The 15,520-nt window shown below is 67.6% G+C and carries 18 protein-coding genes; 13 read left to right on the top strand and 5 right to left on the bottom strand.

The window, feature by feature from the left end:
• Positions 1-13 precede the first annotated feature (13 nt).
• Positions 14-604: a 5-formyltetrahydrofolate cyclo-ligase gene (locus HUK68_RS01845; protein ID WP_175502670.1), complete on the top strand. Its 591-nt coding sequence runs from the start codon at positions 14-16 to the stop codon at positions 602-604.
• Between the two features lie 3 nt (positions 605-607).
• On the opposite strand, the gene queC is transcribed toward HUK68_RS01845, so the two are convergent.
• Positions 608-1,303, bottom strand: a complete 696-nt coding sequence (gene queC / locus HUK68_RS01840) for a 7-cyano-7-deazaguanine synthase QueC (protein ID WP_434082453.1) — start codon at positions 1,301-1,303, stop codon at positions 608-610.
• A 198-nt stretch (positions 1,304-1,501) separates the two neighbouring features.
• On the opposite strand from queC, the gene HUK68_RS01835 reads away from it, so the two are divergent.
• The 5 genes from HUK68_RS01835 to HUK68_RS01815 all read left to right on the top strand — a co-directional run bounded on the left by HUK68_RS01835 (position 1,502) and on the right by HUK68_RS01815 (position 6,847).
• Entirely contained in the window at positions 1,502-2,185 is a 684-nt protein-coding gene (locus HUK68_RS01835; RefSeq protein WP_175502668.1) for a glutathione S-transferase family protein, read from the top strand.
• A gap of 112 nt (positions 2,186-2,297) precedes the next feature.
• Positions 2,298-3,452 carry an iron-containing alcohol dehydrogenase gene (locus HUK68_RS01830; protein ID WP_175502667.1) on the top strand — a complete coding sequence of 385 codons (1,155 nt, stop codon included), beginning with the start codon at positions 2,298-2,300 and terminating at the stop codon, positions 3,450-3,452.
• Between the two features lie 50 nt (positions 3,453-3,502).
• Positions 3,503-4,750, top strand: coding sequence for a multifunctional CCA addition/repair protein (locus HUK68_RS01825; protein ID WP_175505700.1), 1,248 nt, complete (start codon positions 3,503-3,505; stop codon positions 4,748-4,750).
• A gap of 72 nt (positions 4,751-4,822) precedes the next feature.
• The gene (gene exaC / locus HUK68_RS01820) at positions 4,823-6,343 is read left to right on the top strand and encodes an acetaldehyde dehydrogenase ExaC (RefSeq protein WP_175502666.1); all 1,521 of its coding nucleotides are present in this window, start codon (positions 4,823-4,825) and stop codon (positions 6,341-6,343) included.
• Between the two features lie 105 nt (positions 6,344-6,448).
• A complete protein-coding gene (locus HUK68_RS01815; protein ID WP_175502665.1) occupies positions 6,449-6,847 on the top strand; it encodes a DUF779 domain-containing protein in 399 nt (132 codons plus the stop codon).
• Here the strand turns inward: HUK68_RS01815 and trxC are convergent.
• The 3 genes from trxC to HUK68_RS01800 form a co-directional block, all read right to left on the bottom strand.
• Positions 6,836-7,270: a thioredoxin TrxC gene (gene trxC / locus HUK68_RS01810; RefSeq protein ID WP_175502664.1), complete on the bottom strand. Its 435-nt coding sequence runs from the start codon at positions 7,268-7,270 to the stop codon at positions 6,836-6,838. The genes HUK68_RS01815 and trxC overlap by 12 nt on opposite strands.
• Before the next feature lie 241 nt (positions 7,271-7,511).
• A complete protein-coding gene (locus HUK68_RS01805) occupies positions 7,512-7,706 on the bottom strand; it encodes a DUF2905 domain-containing protein (protein ID WP_175502663.1) in 195 nt (64 codons plus the stop codon).
• A gap of 13 nt (positions 7,707-7,719) precedes the next feature.
• Entirely contained in the window at positions 7,720-8,838 is a 1,119-nt protein-coding gene (locus tag HUK68_RS01800) for a class I SAM-dependent methyltransferase (RefSeq protein ID WP_175502662.1), read from the bottom strand.
• A 107-nt stretch (positions 8,839-8,945) separates the two neighbouring features.
• Between HUK68_RS01800 and HUK68_RS01795 the strand changes: the two genes are divergently transcribed.
• From HUK68_RS01795 to HUK68_RS01775, 5 genes are all read left to right on the top strand, one after another.
• On the top strand, positions 8,946-9,743 hold the full coding sequence (locus HUK68_RS01795) for an SDR family NAD(P)-dependent oxidoreductase (protein ID WP_175502661.1): 798 nt from the start codon (positions 8,946-8,948) through the stop codon (positions 9,741-9,743).
• Between the two features lie 40 nt (positions 9,744-9,783).
• Complete coding sequence (locus HUK68_RS01790) at positions 9,784-10,218, top strand: dihydroneopterin aldolase (RefSeq protein ID WP_175502660.1); 435 nt, start codon at positions 9,784-9,786, stop codon at positions 10,216-10,218.
• Positions 10,215-10,589 carry a dihydroneopterin aldolase gene (locus HUK68_RS01785; protein ID WP_175502659.1) on the top strand — a complete coding sequence of 125 codons (375 nt, stop codon included), beginning with the start codon at positions 10,215-10,217 and terminating at the stop codon, positions 10,587-10,589. Before HUK68_RS01790 ends, HUK68_RS01785 begins: the two co-directional genes overlap by 4 nt.
• Before the next feature lie 7 nt (positions 10,590-10,596).
• Positions 10,597-11,547: a tRNA 2-thiocytidine(32) synthetase TtcA gene (gene ttcA, locus HUK68_RS01780; RefSeq protein ID WP_175502658.1), complete on the top strand. Its 951-nt coding sequence runs from the start codon at positions 10,597-10,599 to the stop codon at positions 11,545-11,547.
• 86 nt (positions 11,548-11,633) lie between these two features.
• The gene (locus HUK68_RS01775; RefSeq protein ID WP_175502657.1) at positions 11,634-12,302 is read left to right on the top strand and encodes a DUF4136 domain-containing protein; all 669 of its coding nucleotides are present in this window, start codon (positions 11,634-11,636) and stop codon (positions 12,300-12,302) included.
• Between the two features lie 15 nt (positions 12,303-12,317).
• Here HUK68_RS01775 and HUK68_RS01770 read toward each other — a convergent pair whose 3' ends face one another.
• A complete protein-coding gene (locus HUK68_RS01770; protein ID WP_175502656.1) occupies positions 12,318-13,097 on the bottom strand; it encodes an IclR family transcriptional regulator in 780 nt (259 codons plus the stop codon).
• 112 nt (positions 13,098-13,209) lie between these two features.
• Between HUK68_RS01770 and HUK68_RS01765 the strand changes: the two genes are divergently transcribed.
• Together HUK68_RS01765 and fahA are read left to right on the top strand one after the other, a co-directional pair.
• On the top strand, positions 13,210-14,214 hold the full coding sequence (locus HUK68_RS01765) for a Bug family tripartite tricarboxylate transporter substrate binding protein (RefSeq protein ID WP_175502655.1): 1,005 nt from the start codon (positions 13,210-13,212) through the stop codon (positions 14,212-14,214).
• Between the two features lie 17 nt (positions 14,215-14,231).
• A complete protein-coding gene (gene fahA, locus HUK68_RS01760) occupies positions 14,232-15,503 on the top strand; it encodes a fumarylacetoacetase (RefSeq protein ID WP_175505699.1) in 1,272 nt (423 codons plus the stop codon).
• Positions 15,504-15,520: the final 17 nt, after the last annotated feature.

The raw sequence follows: 15,520 nt of genomic DNA, 5'->3' as shown, positions 1-15,520 counted from the left end.
GGAGGAGTATTTGATGGACAAAGCAGCCTTGCGGCGCGCATTGATCGAACAGCGGTTGAACCTTACGGATCGTTTGCACCGCGCGGACCTGTTGCAACAGGTCATGCGATTTTGGCTCATTGACCGCCCGGACAGCGTGATTGGTGCCTATTGGCCCATCAAAGGGGAGTTTGATCCCTTGCCAGCCTTGCATCGCTGGAAGGAAGATGGCGAGCTGCAACGCGACGGCCAGCGCCGGCGCATCGGCCTGCCGGTCATCGACAAGGCCAGCAAGACGCTGAGCTTCCACCTCTGGTATCCGGGCTGTCCGATGGAAGAGGATGCCTACGGCATTCCCAAGCCCAAGGATACCGAAGTCGTGGTGCCGACGCTGCTGTTCGTGCCCTGCGTGGGCTACGCCGCTGGCGGCTACCGCCTGGGCTATGGCGGCGGTTTCTATGACCGCACGCTGGCCACGCTCACGCCGCGGCCGTTCACCGTGGGCCTGGGCTTCACCTGCGGCTATGTCGACGAGTTCACGCCCGAGCCGCATGACCTGCCGCTCGATGCCATCCTCAACGACAACGGCGTGGTCTGGCCGCAGGCCGAGCGCCCGCGGCGCTAGCTGTCAGCGGTTCTTCCAGCGCGCCCATCCTTTCGCGCGCAGGTCGCAGGCCGGGCATTCGCCACAGCCGTGGCCCCAGTCATGGCGCACTTCGCGCGTGCCCTGGTAGCAGGTGTGGGTGTGCTCGACGATGAGTTCCACCAGCGGCGCGCCGCCCAGGTCATGCGCGAGCTGCCAGGTCTGGGCCTTGTCGATCCACATCAGCGGCGTGGCAATGCGCAGGCGCCGCTCCAGGCCCAGGTTCAGCGCGACCTGCAGGGCCTTCATGGTGTCGTCGCGGCAGTCGGGGTAGCCGGAAAAATCGGTTTCGCAGACGCCGGTGACGATCACCTGCAGGCCGCGCCGGTAGGCCAGCGCGCCGGCCAGGGTCAGGAACAGCAGGTTGCGCCCGGGCACGAAGGTGTTGGGCAGGCCGTCGGCCTGCATCGCGAAGGCGACGTCATCGGTCAGGGACGAACCGCCGATCTGCTGCAGCACGTCGAGCGACAGCAGATGGTCTTCGCCCAGCCGCGGCGCCCATTGCGGAAACTGGCGCCGGATTTCGTCCAGCACCTTCAGCCGGGCATCAAGCTCGACATGGTGGCGCTGGCCGTAGTCGAAACCCAGGGTTTCAACGCGTTCGTAACGCGAAAGGGCATCGGCCAGGCAGGTGGTGGAATCCTGCCCGCCGGAAAAGAGAACCAGGGCGGAGGTATGCATGGCGGGCATTAAAGCACCGCGCCAAGCGATACATCAGGAAACAATCTCTTCCCCTTGGTTCTACGATGGCCGGCAATCGGTCGCTTTTTGCCGCCATTTGCGCCTGCGCCGGCACAGTTCCCATGACAAGCCGCGCAACAGCCGCTAGCATGATCGCTGAACCGGCCGCCCGTGTCTTTCGACCTGACAGGAGTCAGCATGCTCGCACTCTATATCGGCAACAAGAATTACTCCTCATGGTCCATGCGGCCCTGGGTGCTGATGCGCCAGATGGGGATTCCGTTCGAGGAGGTCAAGCTGCGCTTCGACAGCTTCTCGCTGCAGTCGTCCTTCAAGCAACGGCTGCATTCGGTCTCCCCCGCGGGCAAGGTGCCGGTGCTGGTCGATGGCGACCTGACCATCTGGGACAGTCTGGCCATTGCCGAATACCTCGCCGAGCAATTCCCCGAAAAGCACCTCTGGCCGCTGCTCGCGCCCGACCGCGCGCATGCGCGCAGCATCTGCGCCGAGATGCACTGCGGTTTCCCCGAGCTGCGCACCCACTGCCCGCTGAATGTCGAGGCCCACCTGCCCGCGGCCGGGGCCCAGGTATGGAACGAGCAGCCCGGCGTGCGCGACGAGGTGCAGCGCCTGGTCGACATGTGGAGCGCGCTGCTGGCCACGCATGGCGGCACGCTGCTGTTCGGCCAATTCACCATTGCCGACGCCTATTTCGCGCCGGTCTGCCTGCGCATTGCGACCTACGCGCTGCCCGTGCCGCCGCAGATCGATGCCTATGTCAAACGCATCCTGGCGCTGCCTTCGGTCCAGGAATGGGTGCAGGATGCACTCGCGGAGCAGGATTTCATCGACTTCGAGGAACCCTACCGCGAGCGGCGCTGAATGCGAGGACCGCAGTGCCCGCGGCCGGGCCACCCCCGGTGACGCCAAGGTGCTGGACGCGAGCGCCGAGTCGCGTCAGGATGGCGGCTCCCACCACTTCGCTTCCACTCGCATGTCGCCGTTCTCATTCAGCACCGTCGCGCAAGTCATCGTCCAGACGGGTGCCGCGCAAAACATCGGAGAAATCCTGTCGCAGCGCTTCACGCCCGGCCGCGTCATGGCCGTGACCGACAAGTTCCTGGTCGGCAGCGGGTTGCTCGACCCCGCGTTCGCCTCGCTGCGTGCCCACGGCTGGGAGCTGCTGGTCTGCGACGACGTCGAGGCCGATCCGCCGGACCATGTGGTGGAGAAGGCCGCCGCGCGGGCCCGCGATTTCGGTGCCACGCTGGTGCTGGGCGTGGGTGGCGGCTCCTCGATGGATGTCGCCAAACTGGTCGCCGTGCTCGCCGCGGGCGGGCAGCCGCTGAGCGCGATGTACGGCATCGACAAGGTGCAGGGCGAACGGCTGGCGCTGGTGCACATTCCCACCACTGCCGGCACCGGCTCGGAAGTCACGCCGGTGGCCATCGTCACCACGGGCGCGACCACCAAGAGCGGCATCGTCGCGCGCCAGCTCTATGCCGACCTGGCCGTGCTGGACGCCTCGCTCACGCTGGGCCTGCCGCCGGCGATCACCGCCGCCACGGGCATCGACGCCATGGTGCATGCCATCGAGGCCTTCACCAGCAAGCGCCTGAAGAATCCGCTGTCCGACCATGCGGCCACGCTCGCGCTCAAGCTGCTGACGGCCAACCTCGAACAGGTCTGCACCAACGGCAAGGATCTCGCGGCACGCGAAGCCATGCTGCTGGGCTCGATGCTCGCCGGCCAGGCGTTTGCCAATGCGCCCGTGGCCGCGGTGCACGCGCTGGCCTACCCGCTGGGCGGGCGCTACCACCTGCCCCACGGCTTGACCAATGCGCTGGTGCTGCCGCATGTGCTGCGCTTCAATGCCCACACGCATCCCGATGGCTATGCCGAGCTGGGCGCGGCCCTGGGCCTGGCGCAGACCGGCACCACCGCCGAGCGCGCGGCAGGCTTCATTGCCCACATCCTGGCGCTGATCGAAAGAACCGCGCTGCCGATGCGCCTGCGCGACCATGGCGTCGCCGAGGATATGCTCGCCACGCTGGCCACGGATGCCATGCTGCAGGAACGCCTGCTGATGAACAACCCGCGCCCGCTGACCGTGGACGACGCGCTGGCAATCTACTCGGCTGCGTTCTGAGATTGGCTGCCAGGGTTGCCGAATCCGGCGACACTTGGCGCATGAGCTCCATTCAAATCCTCATGGTCGGTGGCGCGGTGCGCGACCAGTTGCTGGGCCGCCCGGTGCACGACCGTGACTGGGTCGTGGTGGGCGCCACGCCCGAAGACATGGCGGCCCGGGGCTTCCAGCCCGTGGGCCGCGACTTTCCGGTCTTCCTGCATCCCGAAACCCACGAGGAATACGCGCTGGCACGCACCGAGCGCAAGAGCGGCCGCGGCTACCGCGGCTTCGTGGTGCAGTCCTCGCCCGATGTGACGCTGGAGGAAGACCTGGCGCGGCGCGACCTGACGATCAACGCCATGGCCGCGCCCGCGGGTTGGCCGCAAAGCGGCGCCCTCAGCGACCCCTATGGCGGCCGGCGCGACCTGGAGGCCAGGCTGCTGCGCCATGTGACCGATGCCTTCCGCGAGGATCCGGTGCGCATCCTGCGCGTGGCGCGCTTCGCGGCGCGCTTTGCCGATTTCCGCGTCGCGCCCGAAACCATGGCGCTGATGCGCGAGATGGTCGAGGCCGGCGAGGCCGACCACCTCGTGCCCGAGCGCGTGTGGCAGGAACTGGCGCGCGGCCTGATGGAGGCCGCGCCCGACCGCATGCTCGAAGTGCTGCGCGACTGCGGCGCGCTCGAGGTGCTGCTGCCCGAGGTCGCGCGCCTGTGGGGCGTGCCGCAGCGCGCCGAATACCACCCCGAGGTCGATACCGGCGTGCATCTGCTGATGGTGCTGCAGCAGGCCGCGCGCCTGAACGCGCCGCTGAGCGTGCGCTACGCCTGCCTGGTGCATGACCTGGGCAAGGGCACGACGCCCGCCGACGTGCTGCCGCGCCATATCGGCCATGAGCAGCGCAGCGCGCGGCTCGCAAGGCAGGTCGGCGAGCGCTTGCGCGTGCCCAACGACTGCCGCGAACTGGCCGACGTGGTGGCGCGCGAGCATGGCAACATCCACCGCAGCGGCGACCTGAACGCGGCGGCGCTGATGCGGCTGTTCGAGCGCTGCGACGCCATCCGCCAGCCGGCGCGCTTTGCGTTGGCGCTGCTGGCCTGCGAGTGCGACGCGCGCGGCCGGCTGGGCCTCGAAGACCGCGACTATGCGCCGCGCGCGCGCCTGCAGGCGGCGCTCGATCAGGCGCTGGCCGTGTCCACCGCCGAAGTCGCGGCCGCGGCCGTGGCCCAGGGCCGCACCGGCAAAGCCATCGGCGAGGCCGTGGCGCAGGCGCGCACGCAGGCGATACAGCGCTGGCTTTCAATAGGACTAGGGTAATCCGCAGGTCGAATTGATGGGATTCGACCGAACATGCCTTGTCTGTTCCACCTTTTTCAAGGAGACAAGTCCATGCAATACGCGCCCCCCGGCTCCGCCGACGCCCTGCACCGCTACCAGCCCAAATACGACAACTTCATCGGCGGGCAATGGGTGCCGCCCGCGGGTGGCGCGTATTTCGACGTGGTCACGCCGATCACCGGCAAGGTCTACACCCAGGCCGCACGCGGCACGGCCGCCGATATCGAGAAGGCACTCGATGCCGCGCATGCAGCGGCCGATGCCTGGGGCAAGACTTCGGCCACCGAGCGCAGCCAGATCCTGCTGAAGATCGCCGACCGCATCGATGCCAACCGCGAATTGCTGGCCTATGTCGAGACCGTGGACAACGGCAAGGCCATCCGCGAGACGCTCAATGCCGACATTCCGCTGTCGGCCGACCACTTCCGCTATTTCGCCGGCGCCATCCGCACCCAGGAAGGCGGCATCAGCGAGATCGATGGCGACACCGTGGCCTACCACTACCACGAGCCGCTGGGCGTGGTCGGGCAGATCATCCCCTGGAACTTCCCCATCCTGATGGCGGCGTGGAAGCTTGCGCCGGCGCTGGCCGCAGGCAACTGCGTGGTGCTCAAGCCCGCGGAATCGACACCCGTCAGCATCCTGGTGCTGGCCGGCCTGATCGCCGACCTGCTGCCGCCGGGTGTGCTCAACATCGTCAACGGCTTTGGCCGCGAGGCCGGCATGCCCCTTGCAACCAGCAAGCGCATAGCCAAAATAGCGTTCACGGGCTCGACCAGCACCGGCCGGGTGATTGCCCAGGCCGCGGCCAACAGCCTGATCCCGGCAACGCTGGAGCTGGGCGGCAAGTCGCCCAACATCTTCTTTGCCGATGTCATGGACCAGGACGATGCGTTTCTCGACAAGGCCATCGAAGGCATGGTGCTGTTCGCGTTCAACCAGGGCGAGGTCTGCACCTGCCCGTCGCGCGCGCTGATCCAGGAATCGATCTACGACCGCTTCATGGAAAAGGTGCTGCGCCGCGTGGCCGCGATCCAGCATGGCAATCCGCTGGATACCGACTCGATGATGGGCGCGCAGGCCAGCCAGGAGCAGATGACCAAGATCCTGTCGTACCTGGACCTGGGCAGGCAGGAAGGCGCCGAAGTGCTGTGCGGCGGCGAGCGCGCGCAGCTGGGCGGCGAGCTCGAGGGCGGCTACTACGTGCAGCCGACGCTGTTCAAGGGCCACAACAAGATGCGCATCTTCCAGGAGGAGATCTTCGGCCCGGTGCTGGCCGTGACCACCTTCAAGGACGAAGCCGAGGCGCTGGAGCTGGCCAACGACACGCTCTACGGCCTGGGCGCGGGCGTGTGGAGCCGCAATGGCAACGTCGCCTACCGCATGGGCCGCGCGATCAAGGCCGGCCGCGTCTGGACCAACTGCTACCACCACTACCCTGCCCACGCAGCCTTTGGCGGCTACAAGGAGTCGGGCCTGGGGCGCGAGAACCACAAGATGATGCTGAACCACTACCAGCAGACGAAGAACCTGCTGGTGAGCTACAGCGAGAACAAGCTGGGGTTTTTCTAAGGGGCCAGGAGCCCTGCGCTGGGGAGCAGGCCGTTCATCCTTCGACGGGCTCAGGACGAACGGTCGATACGTTCATGCGTGGTGAGCCTGTCAAGGAAACCCGCCATGGTCCAACCCGTCATTGCCACACCCGCCGCCGAAGCGCTGATCGCCGAGCTGAAGAAAAAGCACGGCCCGGGGCTGATGTTCCATCAGTCGGGCGGCTGCTGCGACAACAGCGCGGCCAATTGCTATCTGCTGGGCGAGCTGACCACGGGCCCAGGCGATGTCTATCTCGGCGAGATCGGCGGCTGCCCGTTCTTCATCAGCCGCTCGCAGTATGCGAGCTGGCGCCACACGCAGTTGATCATCGACGTGATCGACGGCCACGGCGGCGGCACCTTCTCGCTCGAAGGCCCGGAGGGCAAGAGCTTCCATACGCGCTCGCGCGTGTTCACCGACGCGGAACTGGCGGAACTCGAGGCCCAGGGCGAGGCAACGCCGCCGCAGCGCTCAGACCACTGAGCGCACCCAGCGCTCGATGTCCGCGGCGCCCATCGCGCCCGAGATCCGGCCCAGTTCCTTGCCATCGCGAAACACCACCATCGTGGGAATGCTGCGGATGTTGTAGGGCGCGGCGGCCTGCGGGTGGGCTTCGGTATCGAGCTTGGCCAGCTGCACTTCGGGCGCGAGCGCCCGGGCCGCCTGCGCAAAGGCCGGCGCCATGCTGCGGCACGGCCCGCACCAGGGCGCCCAGAAGTCGACGACCACCGGCACCTGGCTGCGCCCCACATGTTTTGCAAAGCTCGCCGCATCCAGCGCCACGGGCTCGCCCGTGACCAATGGCTGGTGGCAGCTGCCGCAGTCGGGCGCATTGCCCAGCTGCTCGCGCGCGACGCGGTTGGTGGTGTGGCAATGGGGGCAGACGAAATGCAGGGAATCGGACATGGGGCGCCTTTGTCGTGGAATGGGAAGCTGGCCGCAGCCATGGCCCCTATCTCTGGGCAGACCCGCCGTCTTCAAGCCTGGGGATCCTCTGCACAAATCCCTGCGGCCGTTGGCAGCACGGCTCGGGCGGTCCGCGGCGTTGCTTTTCTTGCCAATAGCCTAGCTATTGGCTGCAAAAAGGCGCCTTGCGGCCATCCCGATCCGCGCTACCACCGTCTCGCGAGGTTTATGCAGAGGATCCCTAGACGAACTTCGCGATCAGCGCCGCAATGACGCTCAGCAGCACGGTGCTGGCAAACGGCAGGAAGATCTGCCGGCCGAAGAGGCGAAAGCGCAGGTCGCCCGGCAGGCGGCCCAGCCCGATGCGCTCAAGCAGGTTCGACAACCCGTTGATCAGCAGCAGCGCCAGAAAGATGATGATCAGCCAGCGGATCATGCGCAGCCCCTGCTCACAGCCGGTGCGTGCGGTCGCCCTGCACGAAGCCCAGTGCGGGCCAGGGCTCGACGCCGCGGCTCAGTCCGATGACCTTGAACAGCTCGCCCATTTCATGCTCCATCATCAGCTTGGCGGCCATGGCGCGCGCGCCCTGGGGCATCTGCTCGAGTTGCTGCAGCAGGCCGCAATTGATCAGGAAATGCGCCTGCGTGGTGTAGCCCAGCAGATCCATGCCGGCTTCCTGCGCGGCCACGGCAATGCCGGTGAAATTGACGTGGGCGGTGATGTCCTTGAGGCCCAGGTCGACCAGCGGATCGTCATCCATGCGGTGCGCGCGGTGGCATACCAGCGTACCCATGTGGCGCTGCGGGTGGTAATACTCGTCCTCGCCGAAGCCATAGTCGATGAGAAACGCCGCGCCGCGCACCAGGCGCTCGCCCAGCGTGCGCACGAAGGCCTCGCCCTGGGCGTGGATTTCGGTCAGATAGTCCTGCGGGCCGTCGATCTCGAGCGGCGGGCGCAGCGTGGTGGGCCGGTCCTCCCAGCCGAAGCCGTCGTTCCAGACGACGCCGCGTTCGAACCACTCGCCCTTCTTGCGCATCAGCAGCTGCACCGGCATGGCATCGAGCACTTCGTTGCCCACCACCACGCCTTCGATGGCTTGCGGCAGCGCATCGGCCCAGTGCAGCTTGTGGGCGAATGGCGCGAGGCGCTCCTTCTGGCGCGCGCGCAGGCTGCCCGACAGGTCGACAATGGTGTAGCGTTCGACCTGGTCGCCGAGCGCGCCCAGCAGCTGCTCGGCCAGCGCGCCCGTGCCCGCGCCGAACTCCCAGACTTCGCGCGTGCCGGTGCGCTCCAGCGCTTCGGCGACCTGCGCGGCCAGCAGCCGGCCGAAGGCGGGCGAGATCTCCGGCGCGGTGACGAAATCGCTGCCCGAAGCGGGCATGTTGCCGAACTTGGGGCGCTCGTTGGCGTAATAGCCCAGGCCCGGGCTGTAGAGGGCCAGCGCCATGAAGCTGTCGAACCCCAGCCAGCCGCCCGCGGCCTCGATGCGCGTGCGGATCTGCTGGCTCAGCGCCGCCGATAAACTTGCACTACTGCTTTCACTACTGGATTCATTACGGTCCGTCATGGGTCTTCTTTCCGGCAACAAGCCGCCATTTTCGGCTGTAATTGCCGGTTGCCATTTTCCGGCGCGCAATCTCCGTGCGCCGGCCCGCAACACATCGAGGAACTTGCATGCATCAGCGCTGGGTATTGATCACGGGCGGCGGCCTGCGCCTGGGGCGCGAATTCTGCCTGGCGTTCGCGCGCGCCGGCTGGAATATCGCCTGCCACTACCTGCACAGCCGCGATGCCGCCGAAGCCACCTGCGCCGAGGCGCGCACGCTGGGCGTGCAGGCGCTGGCCTTCCAGGCCGACCTGAGCGACCGCGGCGCGGTGGCGCCGCTGCTCGACCAGGTCTACGCCGCCTGCGGCACCCTGCCCCGGGCGCTGGTCAACAACGCCTCGCTGTTCGAGCCCGACAATGCCGCCGACTTCGGCACCGACCTGGCGCGCGTCGACCGCCAGCTGCATACCAACACCTTGTCGCCCTTGCTGCTGGCCAGCGACTGGGCGGGGCGCTGGCAGGCGCACGAACGGGCGCGACCACCCGCGGCCGGCAGCGCGCGGCCCATTGCCATCCATGTGCTGGACCAGAAGGTCTTCAACCTGAATCCCGATTACTTCTCCTACACGCTCTCCAAGCTCGCGCTCGAGCGCGCGGTGGCGCTGCAGGCGCAGGCCCTGGCGCCCCATGTGCGCGTGGTCGGGCTGGCGCCCGGGTTGATGTACCCGAGCGGGCCGCAAAGCCAGGACAATTACGACCGCGCGGCGCGCGTGAACCTGCTGCGCGCGCCGCTCGACGCAGCCCATGTCGCGCAGACCGGCGTCTTCTTCGCGGAAAACCCGGCAATTACAGGAATAACGCTATGCGTGGACAATGGACAGCATCTGGTGCCGTTGGAACGTGATGTCATGTTCATGATCGAGTGAATCGCGCCCGATCCGTCCACCCATGCCTTCGACCTTCACCATGACCGATACTTTGCCGCGCCTGGGTGCGCACGATCTCCTGCTGCGCTGCCGGCGGCTGTTCCTGCAAGGGCTGGAGCAGCAGGTTTCGATCGGCATCCACGATTTCGAGCGTGCCGCGCCGCAGCGCATGCGCTTCGACATCGATCTGTATGTGCCGCTGCACGCCACCACGCCCAGCGCCGATGCGCTGCATGAAGTCGTCGACTACGACTTCGTGCGCGAAGCCGTGCTGCGCGAAGTCGCGCGCGGACATATCGCGCTGCAGGAGACGCTGTGCGACGCGCTGCTGCAGACGCTGCTGGCCCATCCACAGGTCGTGGCGGCGCGCGTGGCCACCAGCAAGCCCGACGTCTATCCCGACTGCGCCGCGGTCGGGGTCGAGGTCTTCACCATCAAGCCGGACGCGGCTGAACTTCTCTCCATTCCATCATGACCTCAGCTGCTGTGGGCAGCCAAACCCTGAACCTGACCGGTTTGCGATTTGACGCCAACCTGGGCATTCTTGCCCATGAGAAAACCGCACCCCAACCGATCCAGGTCGATGCCGAACTGAACCTGGGGCCGCAGGCCCTGCGCCCCAAGGACGACGACATCGGCCATGTGCTGGACTACCGCAAGGTGCGCCAGATCATCATCGACGAATGCACGGCCGAGCATGTCAACCTGCTCGAGAGCCTGATCGGCAAGCTCGCCCAGCGCCTGATGCTGCTGCCCGGCGTGCGCGGCGTGCGCGTGAAAATCGCCAAACTGGAAATCTTCGACGACTGTGAAGTCGCCATCCGCATTGAAACCGGCCAATGGTGAGCCCCCGATGAACACCGCTACAGAACACAACTCCTGGATCGACGACGCGCCTGCCGCCAAGGAAGACGGCAAGGCCGCGGGCCTCAAGATCGAACGCGAGCAGCACAAGCTCGAGAAGCGCCTGTGCCGCGAAGTCGGCCGCGCGATCACCGACTTCAACATGATCGAGGAAGGCGACAAGATCATGGTCTGCATGTCCGGCGGCAAGGACAGCTACACCATGCTCGACATCCTGCTGAAGATGCAGCGCCGCGCGCCCGTGAAATTCGAGCTGGTGGCCGTCAACCTCGACCAGAAGCAGCCCGGTTTTCCCGACCACATCCTGCCCGAGTACCTCGAAAGCCTGGGCGTGCCCTTCCATATCGAGACGCAGGACACCTACAGCGTCGTCAAGCGCGTCATTCCCGAAGGCAAGACCACCTGCGGCCTGTGCAGCCGCCTGCGCCGCGCCATCCTCTACAAGGTGGCCGACCAGCTGGGCTGCACCAAGATCGCGCTGGGCCACCACCGCGACGACATCCTGCAGACGCTGCTGCTCAACATGTTCTACGGCGGCCGCATCAAGGGCATGCCGCCCAAGCTGGTCAGCGACGACGGCAAGCATGTGGTGATCCGCCCGCTGGCCTATGTGCCCGAGAAGGACACCGAGCGCTGGGCCAAGGCGCAGAACTTCCCGATCATTCCCTGCAACCTCTGCGGCAGCCAGGACGGCCTGCAGCGCGTGGCGGTGGGCGAGATGCTGCGCGAGTGGGAGAAGAAGCACCCCGGCCGCATCGAGAACATGTTCCGCGCCATGCAGAACGTCGTGACCACGCATATGCTGGACCCCAAGCTGCATGATTTCAAGAACGCCAAGGCCACGGGCATTGCCAACCCCGATGGCGACATGGCGTTCGATCATGAGGACTTTCCGGCCGCTGCTACGCTGCCGGGAGTCCAGGTGGTCCAGCTGTCCTGAATGGACAGCGTCGGGGCGGCAGGGAATGCGGGCTCGCCGCCCTCCCGCCTCTGGTTTTGCATTGCGAGCGCACGAAGGAAACTGCCATGGCCTCGATCCGCTGGAAACTCTCGCTGACGGTGCTTGGATGCGCCGCGCTGCTGGCCGGCTGCGCCAGCGTGCGCGAAGTGCACAGCGATGTGCAGACCTACTCGGCGCTGCCGGGATTTCCCGTGCCGCCCACCTACCGGCTCGAACTGCTGCCGTCGCAGCAGGCGCAGGCTCCGCAGTTCGCGGCCATCGAGGCCATGGCGCAGCAGTCGCTGGCCCGGGTCGGACTGCAGCGTGACGACAGCCGCGGCAGCCTGGTCGTGCAGATCGGCGCGCAGGCGCGCTATACGCGCGACATGGCCTCCTACTACGGTCCCTATGCGCCCTACGGCCCGCGCTGGAACTGGGGCATGGGCTTTGGCCGCGGCGCCGGCTGGGGCATGGGCGTGGGCTTTGGCGGCTTCATGTTCGACACGCCGCCGCTGCTGTACTACCGCGCTGTGAGCGTGGTGATGCGCGAGCAGAACACGCAGCGCATCGTCTATGAGACCTCGGCCGTGCATGAGGATGTCTGGACCAATGATCCGGTCATCTTCGGCACGCTGTTCGACGCCGCGCTCAGCGGTTTTCCCAACCCGCCGCAGGGCCCGCGCCAGATCCGCACGCCGCTGCCGGTGTCGGGGCCGGCGCAGCCGGTGCCCGTGCCGCAGCCGAGCCGACCCTGATCCGCGCGCGCAACATCAGCGCAGCGGCGCTTCGTCGCTCCAATGGAAATGCACGCGCGGCTGGATTTCAGCGATCTGCGCGCGCAGCAGGGCCGCCAGGCGCGAGGTCTCGCGCTGCGTGAGCCGCGCCACCGTGGTGGACAGGCTGATGGCCGCGAACGCGCGGCCACCGGCATCCAGCACAGCGTGGCCGACGGCGGCAGTGTTGGTGTTCAGGCAGCCGCCGCTGCGCGCATAGCCCAGCCCACGGGTCTGCTCCAGCAGGCGGCGCAGCGCGGGCTCGTCCAGGCCGCCATAACGGCCCAGCGACTCAGCATTGGCCTGCAGCGCGGCCTCGATCAGCGCATCGTCCTGGGCGGCCATGAGGGCCAGGCCGGCAGCCCCGACCCCCAGCGGGCGGCGCCCGCCCACGGTCACGCTCAGCGGCGGATCCAGCCTTTGCATGTTGGTGTGGGCATAGCAGACGGCCTCGTGGCCGCTGAGCACGAACAGGTAGGCGGCATAGCCCGTGGTATCGGCCAGGCGCTGCAGGTGGGCCGTGAAAAGCGGCGCCACGTCATGGCGGCCACGCGCGGCCAGGCCATGCTCGAACGGGCGCCGCCCCAGCACGTAGCTGCGGCCGCCCGGCAGCGGGGCGACCAGGCGCGCCGCCACCATGTCGCGCAGCAGCCGGTGCACCGTGGGATGGGGTATGCCTGATTGGCGCGCGATGTCCGACAGCGTCAGTCCGCGCGTGTCGTAACGCGACAGCTGATCGAGGATACGCAGCGTGCGGTCGAGCACCAAAGTCGCCATAGTTGTCCATCCAGTGGAAAAAGCGATTGTAGGACTGCGGTGGATCGCAAGAATACCCAGGGCAGCAGGCAATCGCGCTGCCGCATTCCCATACCGACAAGCAGGAGACACCATGCCCCATCCAACCACGGCCCCCTTCCCGCACCAGCCGCGCCGCAGCCTGCTGTGCGCCGCTGCCGCACTGCTGTGCCTGGCCGCCGGCCCGCTCGCCGCGCAGGAGGCTTTTCCGTCCAAGCCCATCCGCTTCATCGTGCCCTACGCCGCGGGCGGAACCACCGACCTCGTGGCGCGCACCGTGGGCGCACGCATGGCGCAGACGCTAGGCCAGCCGGTGATCATTGAAAACCGCGCCGGCGCGGGCGGCAACATCGGCATGGACGCGGTCGCCAAGTCGGCACCGGACGGCTATACCGTGGGCATGGGCGCGATCTCGACCAACGCCTTGAATCCGCACATCTACAAGAAGATGCCCTTCGATCCACGCAAGGATTTCACGGCCATCGGCCAGCTCGGCAACTCGACCATCGTGCTGGAAGTCGGCGCCGGCGTGCCGGTGAAGAACGTGGACGAACTGCTGGCCCATGCGCGCCGCAACCCCGGACTGCCCTACGCCACCGCGGGCGCCGGCACCTCGATGCACCTTGCAGGCGTGCTTTTCGCCCAGGTCAGCAAGACCGATTGGGTGCATGTGCCATACAAGGGCAGCGCACCGCTGATCACCGACCTGATCGGCGGCCAGGTGCCGGTGGCGTTCGACAACCTGCCAGCCTCGCTGCCGCACATCCAGTCCGGCAAGCTGCGCGCACTGGCCGTGGCCGGCGCACAGCGCTCGCCGGCCCTGCCCGATGTGCCCACGCTGGCCGAGGCGGGCCTCAAGGACTACGCGGTCGAGCCCTGGTTTGGCGTCTATGGCCCGGCGGGCATGCCGGCCGCCGCCGTGCAGCGCCTGAGCAAGGCCCTGGAAGACGCGCTGGCCGAGCCTGGCGTGAAAGACAAGCTGCTGGCCGCCGGCTTCACGCCGCGCAGCTCGACGGCGGCCGAATTCGAGGCGTTGACCAAGCGCGAGTACGAGCGCCTGGGCAAGGTCGCCCGCAGCGCAAACATGGGCACCGAATGAGCCAGGAAGCCGCCGCCATGCACGCCGCCATCGATGCCACCCACGACCCGCAGCTGCGCAGCTGGGTCGCCAGTGCCAACCAGCCGGGCGGCGACTTTCCGATCCAGAACCTGCCGTTCGGCCGCTTCCGAGTGGCGGGAAGCGGCCGGCCCCTGCGCATCGGCGTCGCCATCGGCGACCAGATCCTCGACCTGCAGGCCGCCCGCCTGGTCGAGGGCTGCGACATGAACGCGCTGATGGCCGCCCCGGCGGCCGAGCGCCTGGCGCTGCGCCACGCCCTCTCGCAGGGACTGCGCGCAGACAGCGCGCAGCAGAATCAATGGTCGCAGGCGCTGGTGGCCCAGGACCGGGCCGAAATGGCCCTGCCCTGCGACATCGGCGACTACACCGACTTCTACACCAGCGTGCACCACGCCACCAACGTGGGCCGGCAGTTCCGTCCCGACAACCCGCTGCTGCCCAACTACAAATGGGTGCCGATCGGCTACCACGGCCGGGCCTCGTCGATCGGCGTCAGCGGCCAGCGCGTGCATCGTCCGCAAGGCCAGACCATGGCGGCCGGAGCCTCGGCCCCGGCGCTGGGACCCAGCAGGCGCCTAGACTACGAGCTGGAACTGGGCTGGTTCATCGGCCAGGGCAATGACCTGGGCACGCCCATCGGCATGGGCGCGGCGGAGCAGCACCTGTTTGGCGTGGCGCTGTTCAACGACTGGAGCGCACGCGACCTGCAGGGGTGGGAATACCAGCCGCTGGGACCCTTCCTGTCCAAGAACTTCGCCAGTACGCTGGCGCCGTGGGTCGTGACCCTGGAGGCGCTGGCGCCGTTTCGCGCGCCCTTCGAGCGCCCCGCAACCGATCCGCAGCCGCTGCCCTACCTGGACGCGCCCGGGCACCGCGCGCAAGGGGCGTTCAGCATCACCCTCGAAGTGCTGCTGCAGACCGGCCGCATGCGCGCTGCCGCGCAGCCCGCCGTGCGGCTGTCTTGCACCAATACCACGCGCGCCGCCTACTGGACCCCCGCGCAGCTGGTCGCCCACCACACGGTGAACGGCTGCAATCTGCGGCCCGGCGACCTGCTGGGCTCGGGCACGCTGTCGGGTCCCGAGCCACACGAGGCCGGCTCGCTGCTGGAGTTGGCGCGCAGCGGCAGGCAACCGGTGGAGCTGCCCAATGGCGAGCAGCGCAGTTTTCTCGAAGACGGCGACACGCTCACGCTGCGTGGCTGGTGCGAGCGCGCGGGCGCGGTGCGCATCGGCCTGGGAGAAGTCAGCGGGGTGGTGACCGGCTGACGCGCGTGCGCCGACGG

It is taken from the genome of Comamonas antarctica (genome assembly GCF_013363755.1).
In the GTDB taxonomy this organism is placed as follows: Bacteria; Pseudomonadota; Gammaproteobacteria; order Burkholderiales; family Burkholderiaceae_C; genus Comamonas; species Comamonas antarctica.
This window is presented reverse-complemented; position numbering and strand designations above follow the sequence as displayed.

Coding starts and splice junctions, on each gene's coding strand:
- HUK68_RS01845 (WP_175502670.1), top strand. CDS start 14: ATGGACAAAGCAGCCTTGCGGCGCGCATTGATCGAACAGCGGTTGAAC.
- queC (WP_434082453.1), bottom strand. CDS start 1,303: ATGCATACCTCCGCCCTGGTTCTCTTTTCCGGCGGGCAGGATTCCACC.
- HUK68_RS01835 (WP_175502668.1), top strand. CDS start 1,502: ATGCTCGCACTCTATATCGGCAACAAGAATTACTCCTCATGGTCCATG.
- HUK68_RS01830 (WP_175502667.1), top strand. CDS start 2,298: ATGTCGCCGTTCTCATTCAGCACCGTCGCGCAAGTCATCGTCCAGACG.
- exaC (WP_175502666.1), top strand. CDS start 4,823: ATGCAATACGCGCCCCCCGGCTCCGCCGACGCCCTGCACCGCTACCAG.
- HUK68_RS01815 (WP_175502665.1), top strand. CDS start 6,449: ATGGTCCAACCCGTCATTGCCACACCCGCCGCCGAAGCGCTGATCGCC.
- trxC (WP_175502664.1), bottom strand. CDS start 7,270: ATGTCCGATTCCCTGCATTTCGTCTGCCCCCATTGCCACACCACCAAC.
- HUK68_RS01805 (WP_175502663.1), bottom strand. CDS start 7,706: ATGATCCGCTGGCTGATCATCATCTTTCTGGCGCTGCTGCTGATCAAC.
- HUK68_RS01800 (WP_175502662.1), bottom strand. CDS start 8,838: ATGACGGACCGTAATGAATCCAGTAGTGAAAGCAGTAGTGCAAGTTTA.
- HUK68_RS01795 (WP_175502661.1), top strand. CDS start 8,946: ATGCATCAGCGCTGGGTATTGATCACGGGCGGCGGCCTGCGCCTGGGG.
- HUK68_RS01790 (WP_175502660.1), top strand. CDS start 9,784: ATGACCGATACTTTGCCGCGCCTGGGTGCGCACGATCTCCTGCTGCGC.
- HUK68_RS01785 (WP_175502659.1), top strand. CDS start 10,215: ATGACCTCAGCTGCTGTGGGCAGCCAAACCCTGAACCTGACCGGTTTG.
- ttcA (WP_175502658.1), top strand. CDS start 10,597: ATGAACACCGCTACAGAACACAACTCCTGGATCGACGACGCGCCTGCC.
- HUK68_RS01775 (WP_175502657.1), top strand. CDS start 11,634: ATGGCCTCGATCCGCTGGAAACTCTCGCTGACGGTGCTTGGATGCGCC.
- HUK68_RS01770 (WP_175502656.1), bottom strand. CDS start 13,097: ATGGCGACTTTGGTGCTCGACCGCACGCTGCGTATCCTCGATCAGCTG.
- HUK68_RS01765 (WP_175502655.1), top strand. CDS start 13,210: ATGCCCCATCCAACCACGGCCCCCTTCCCGCACCAGCCGCGCCGCAGC.
- fahA (WP_175505699.1), top strand. CDS start 14,232: ATGCACGCCGCCATCGATGCCACCCACGACCCGCAGCTGCGCAGCTGG.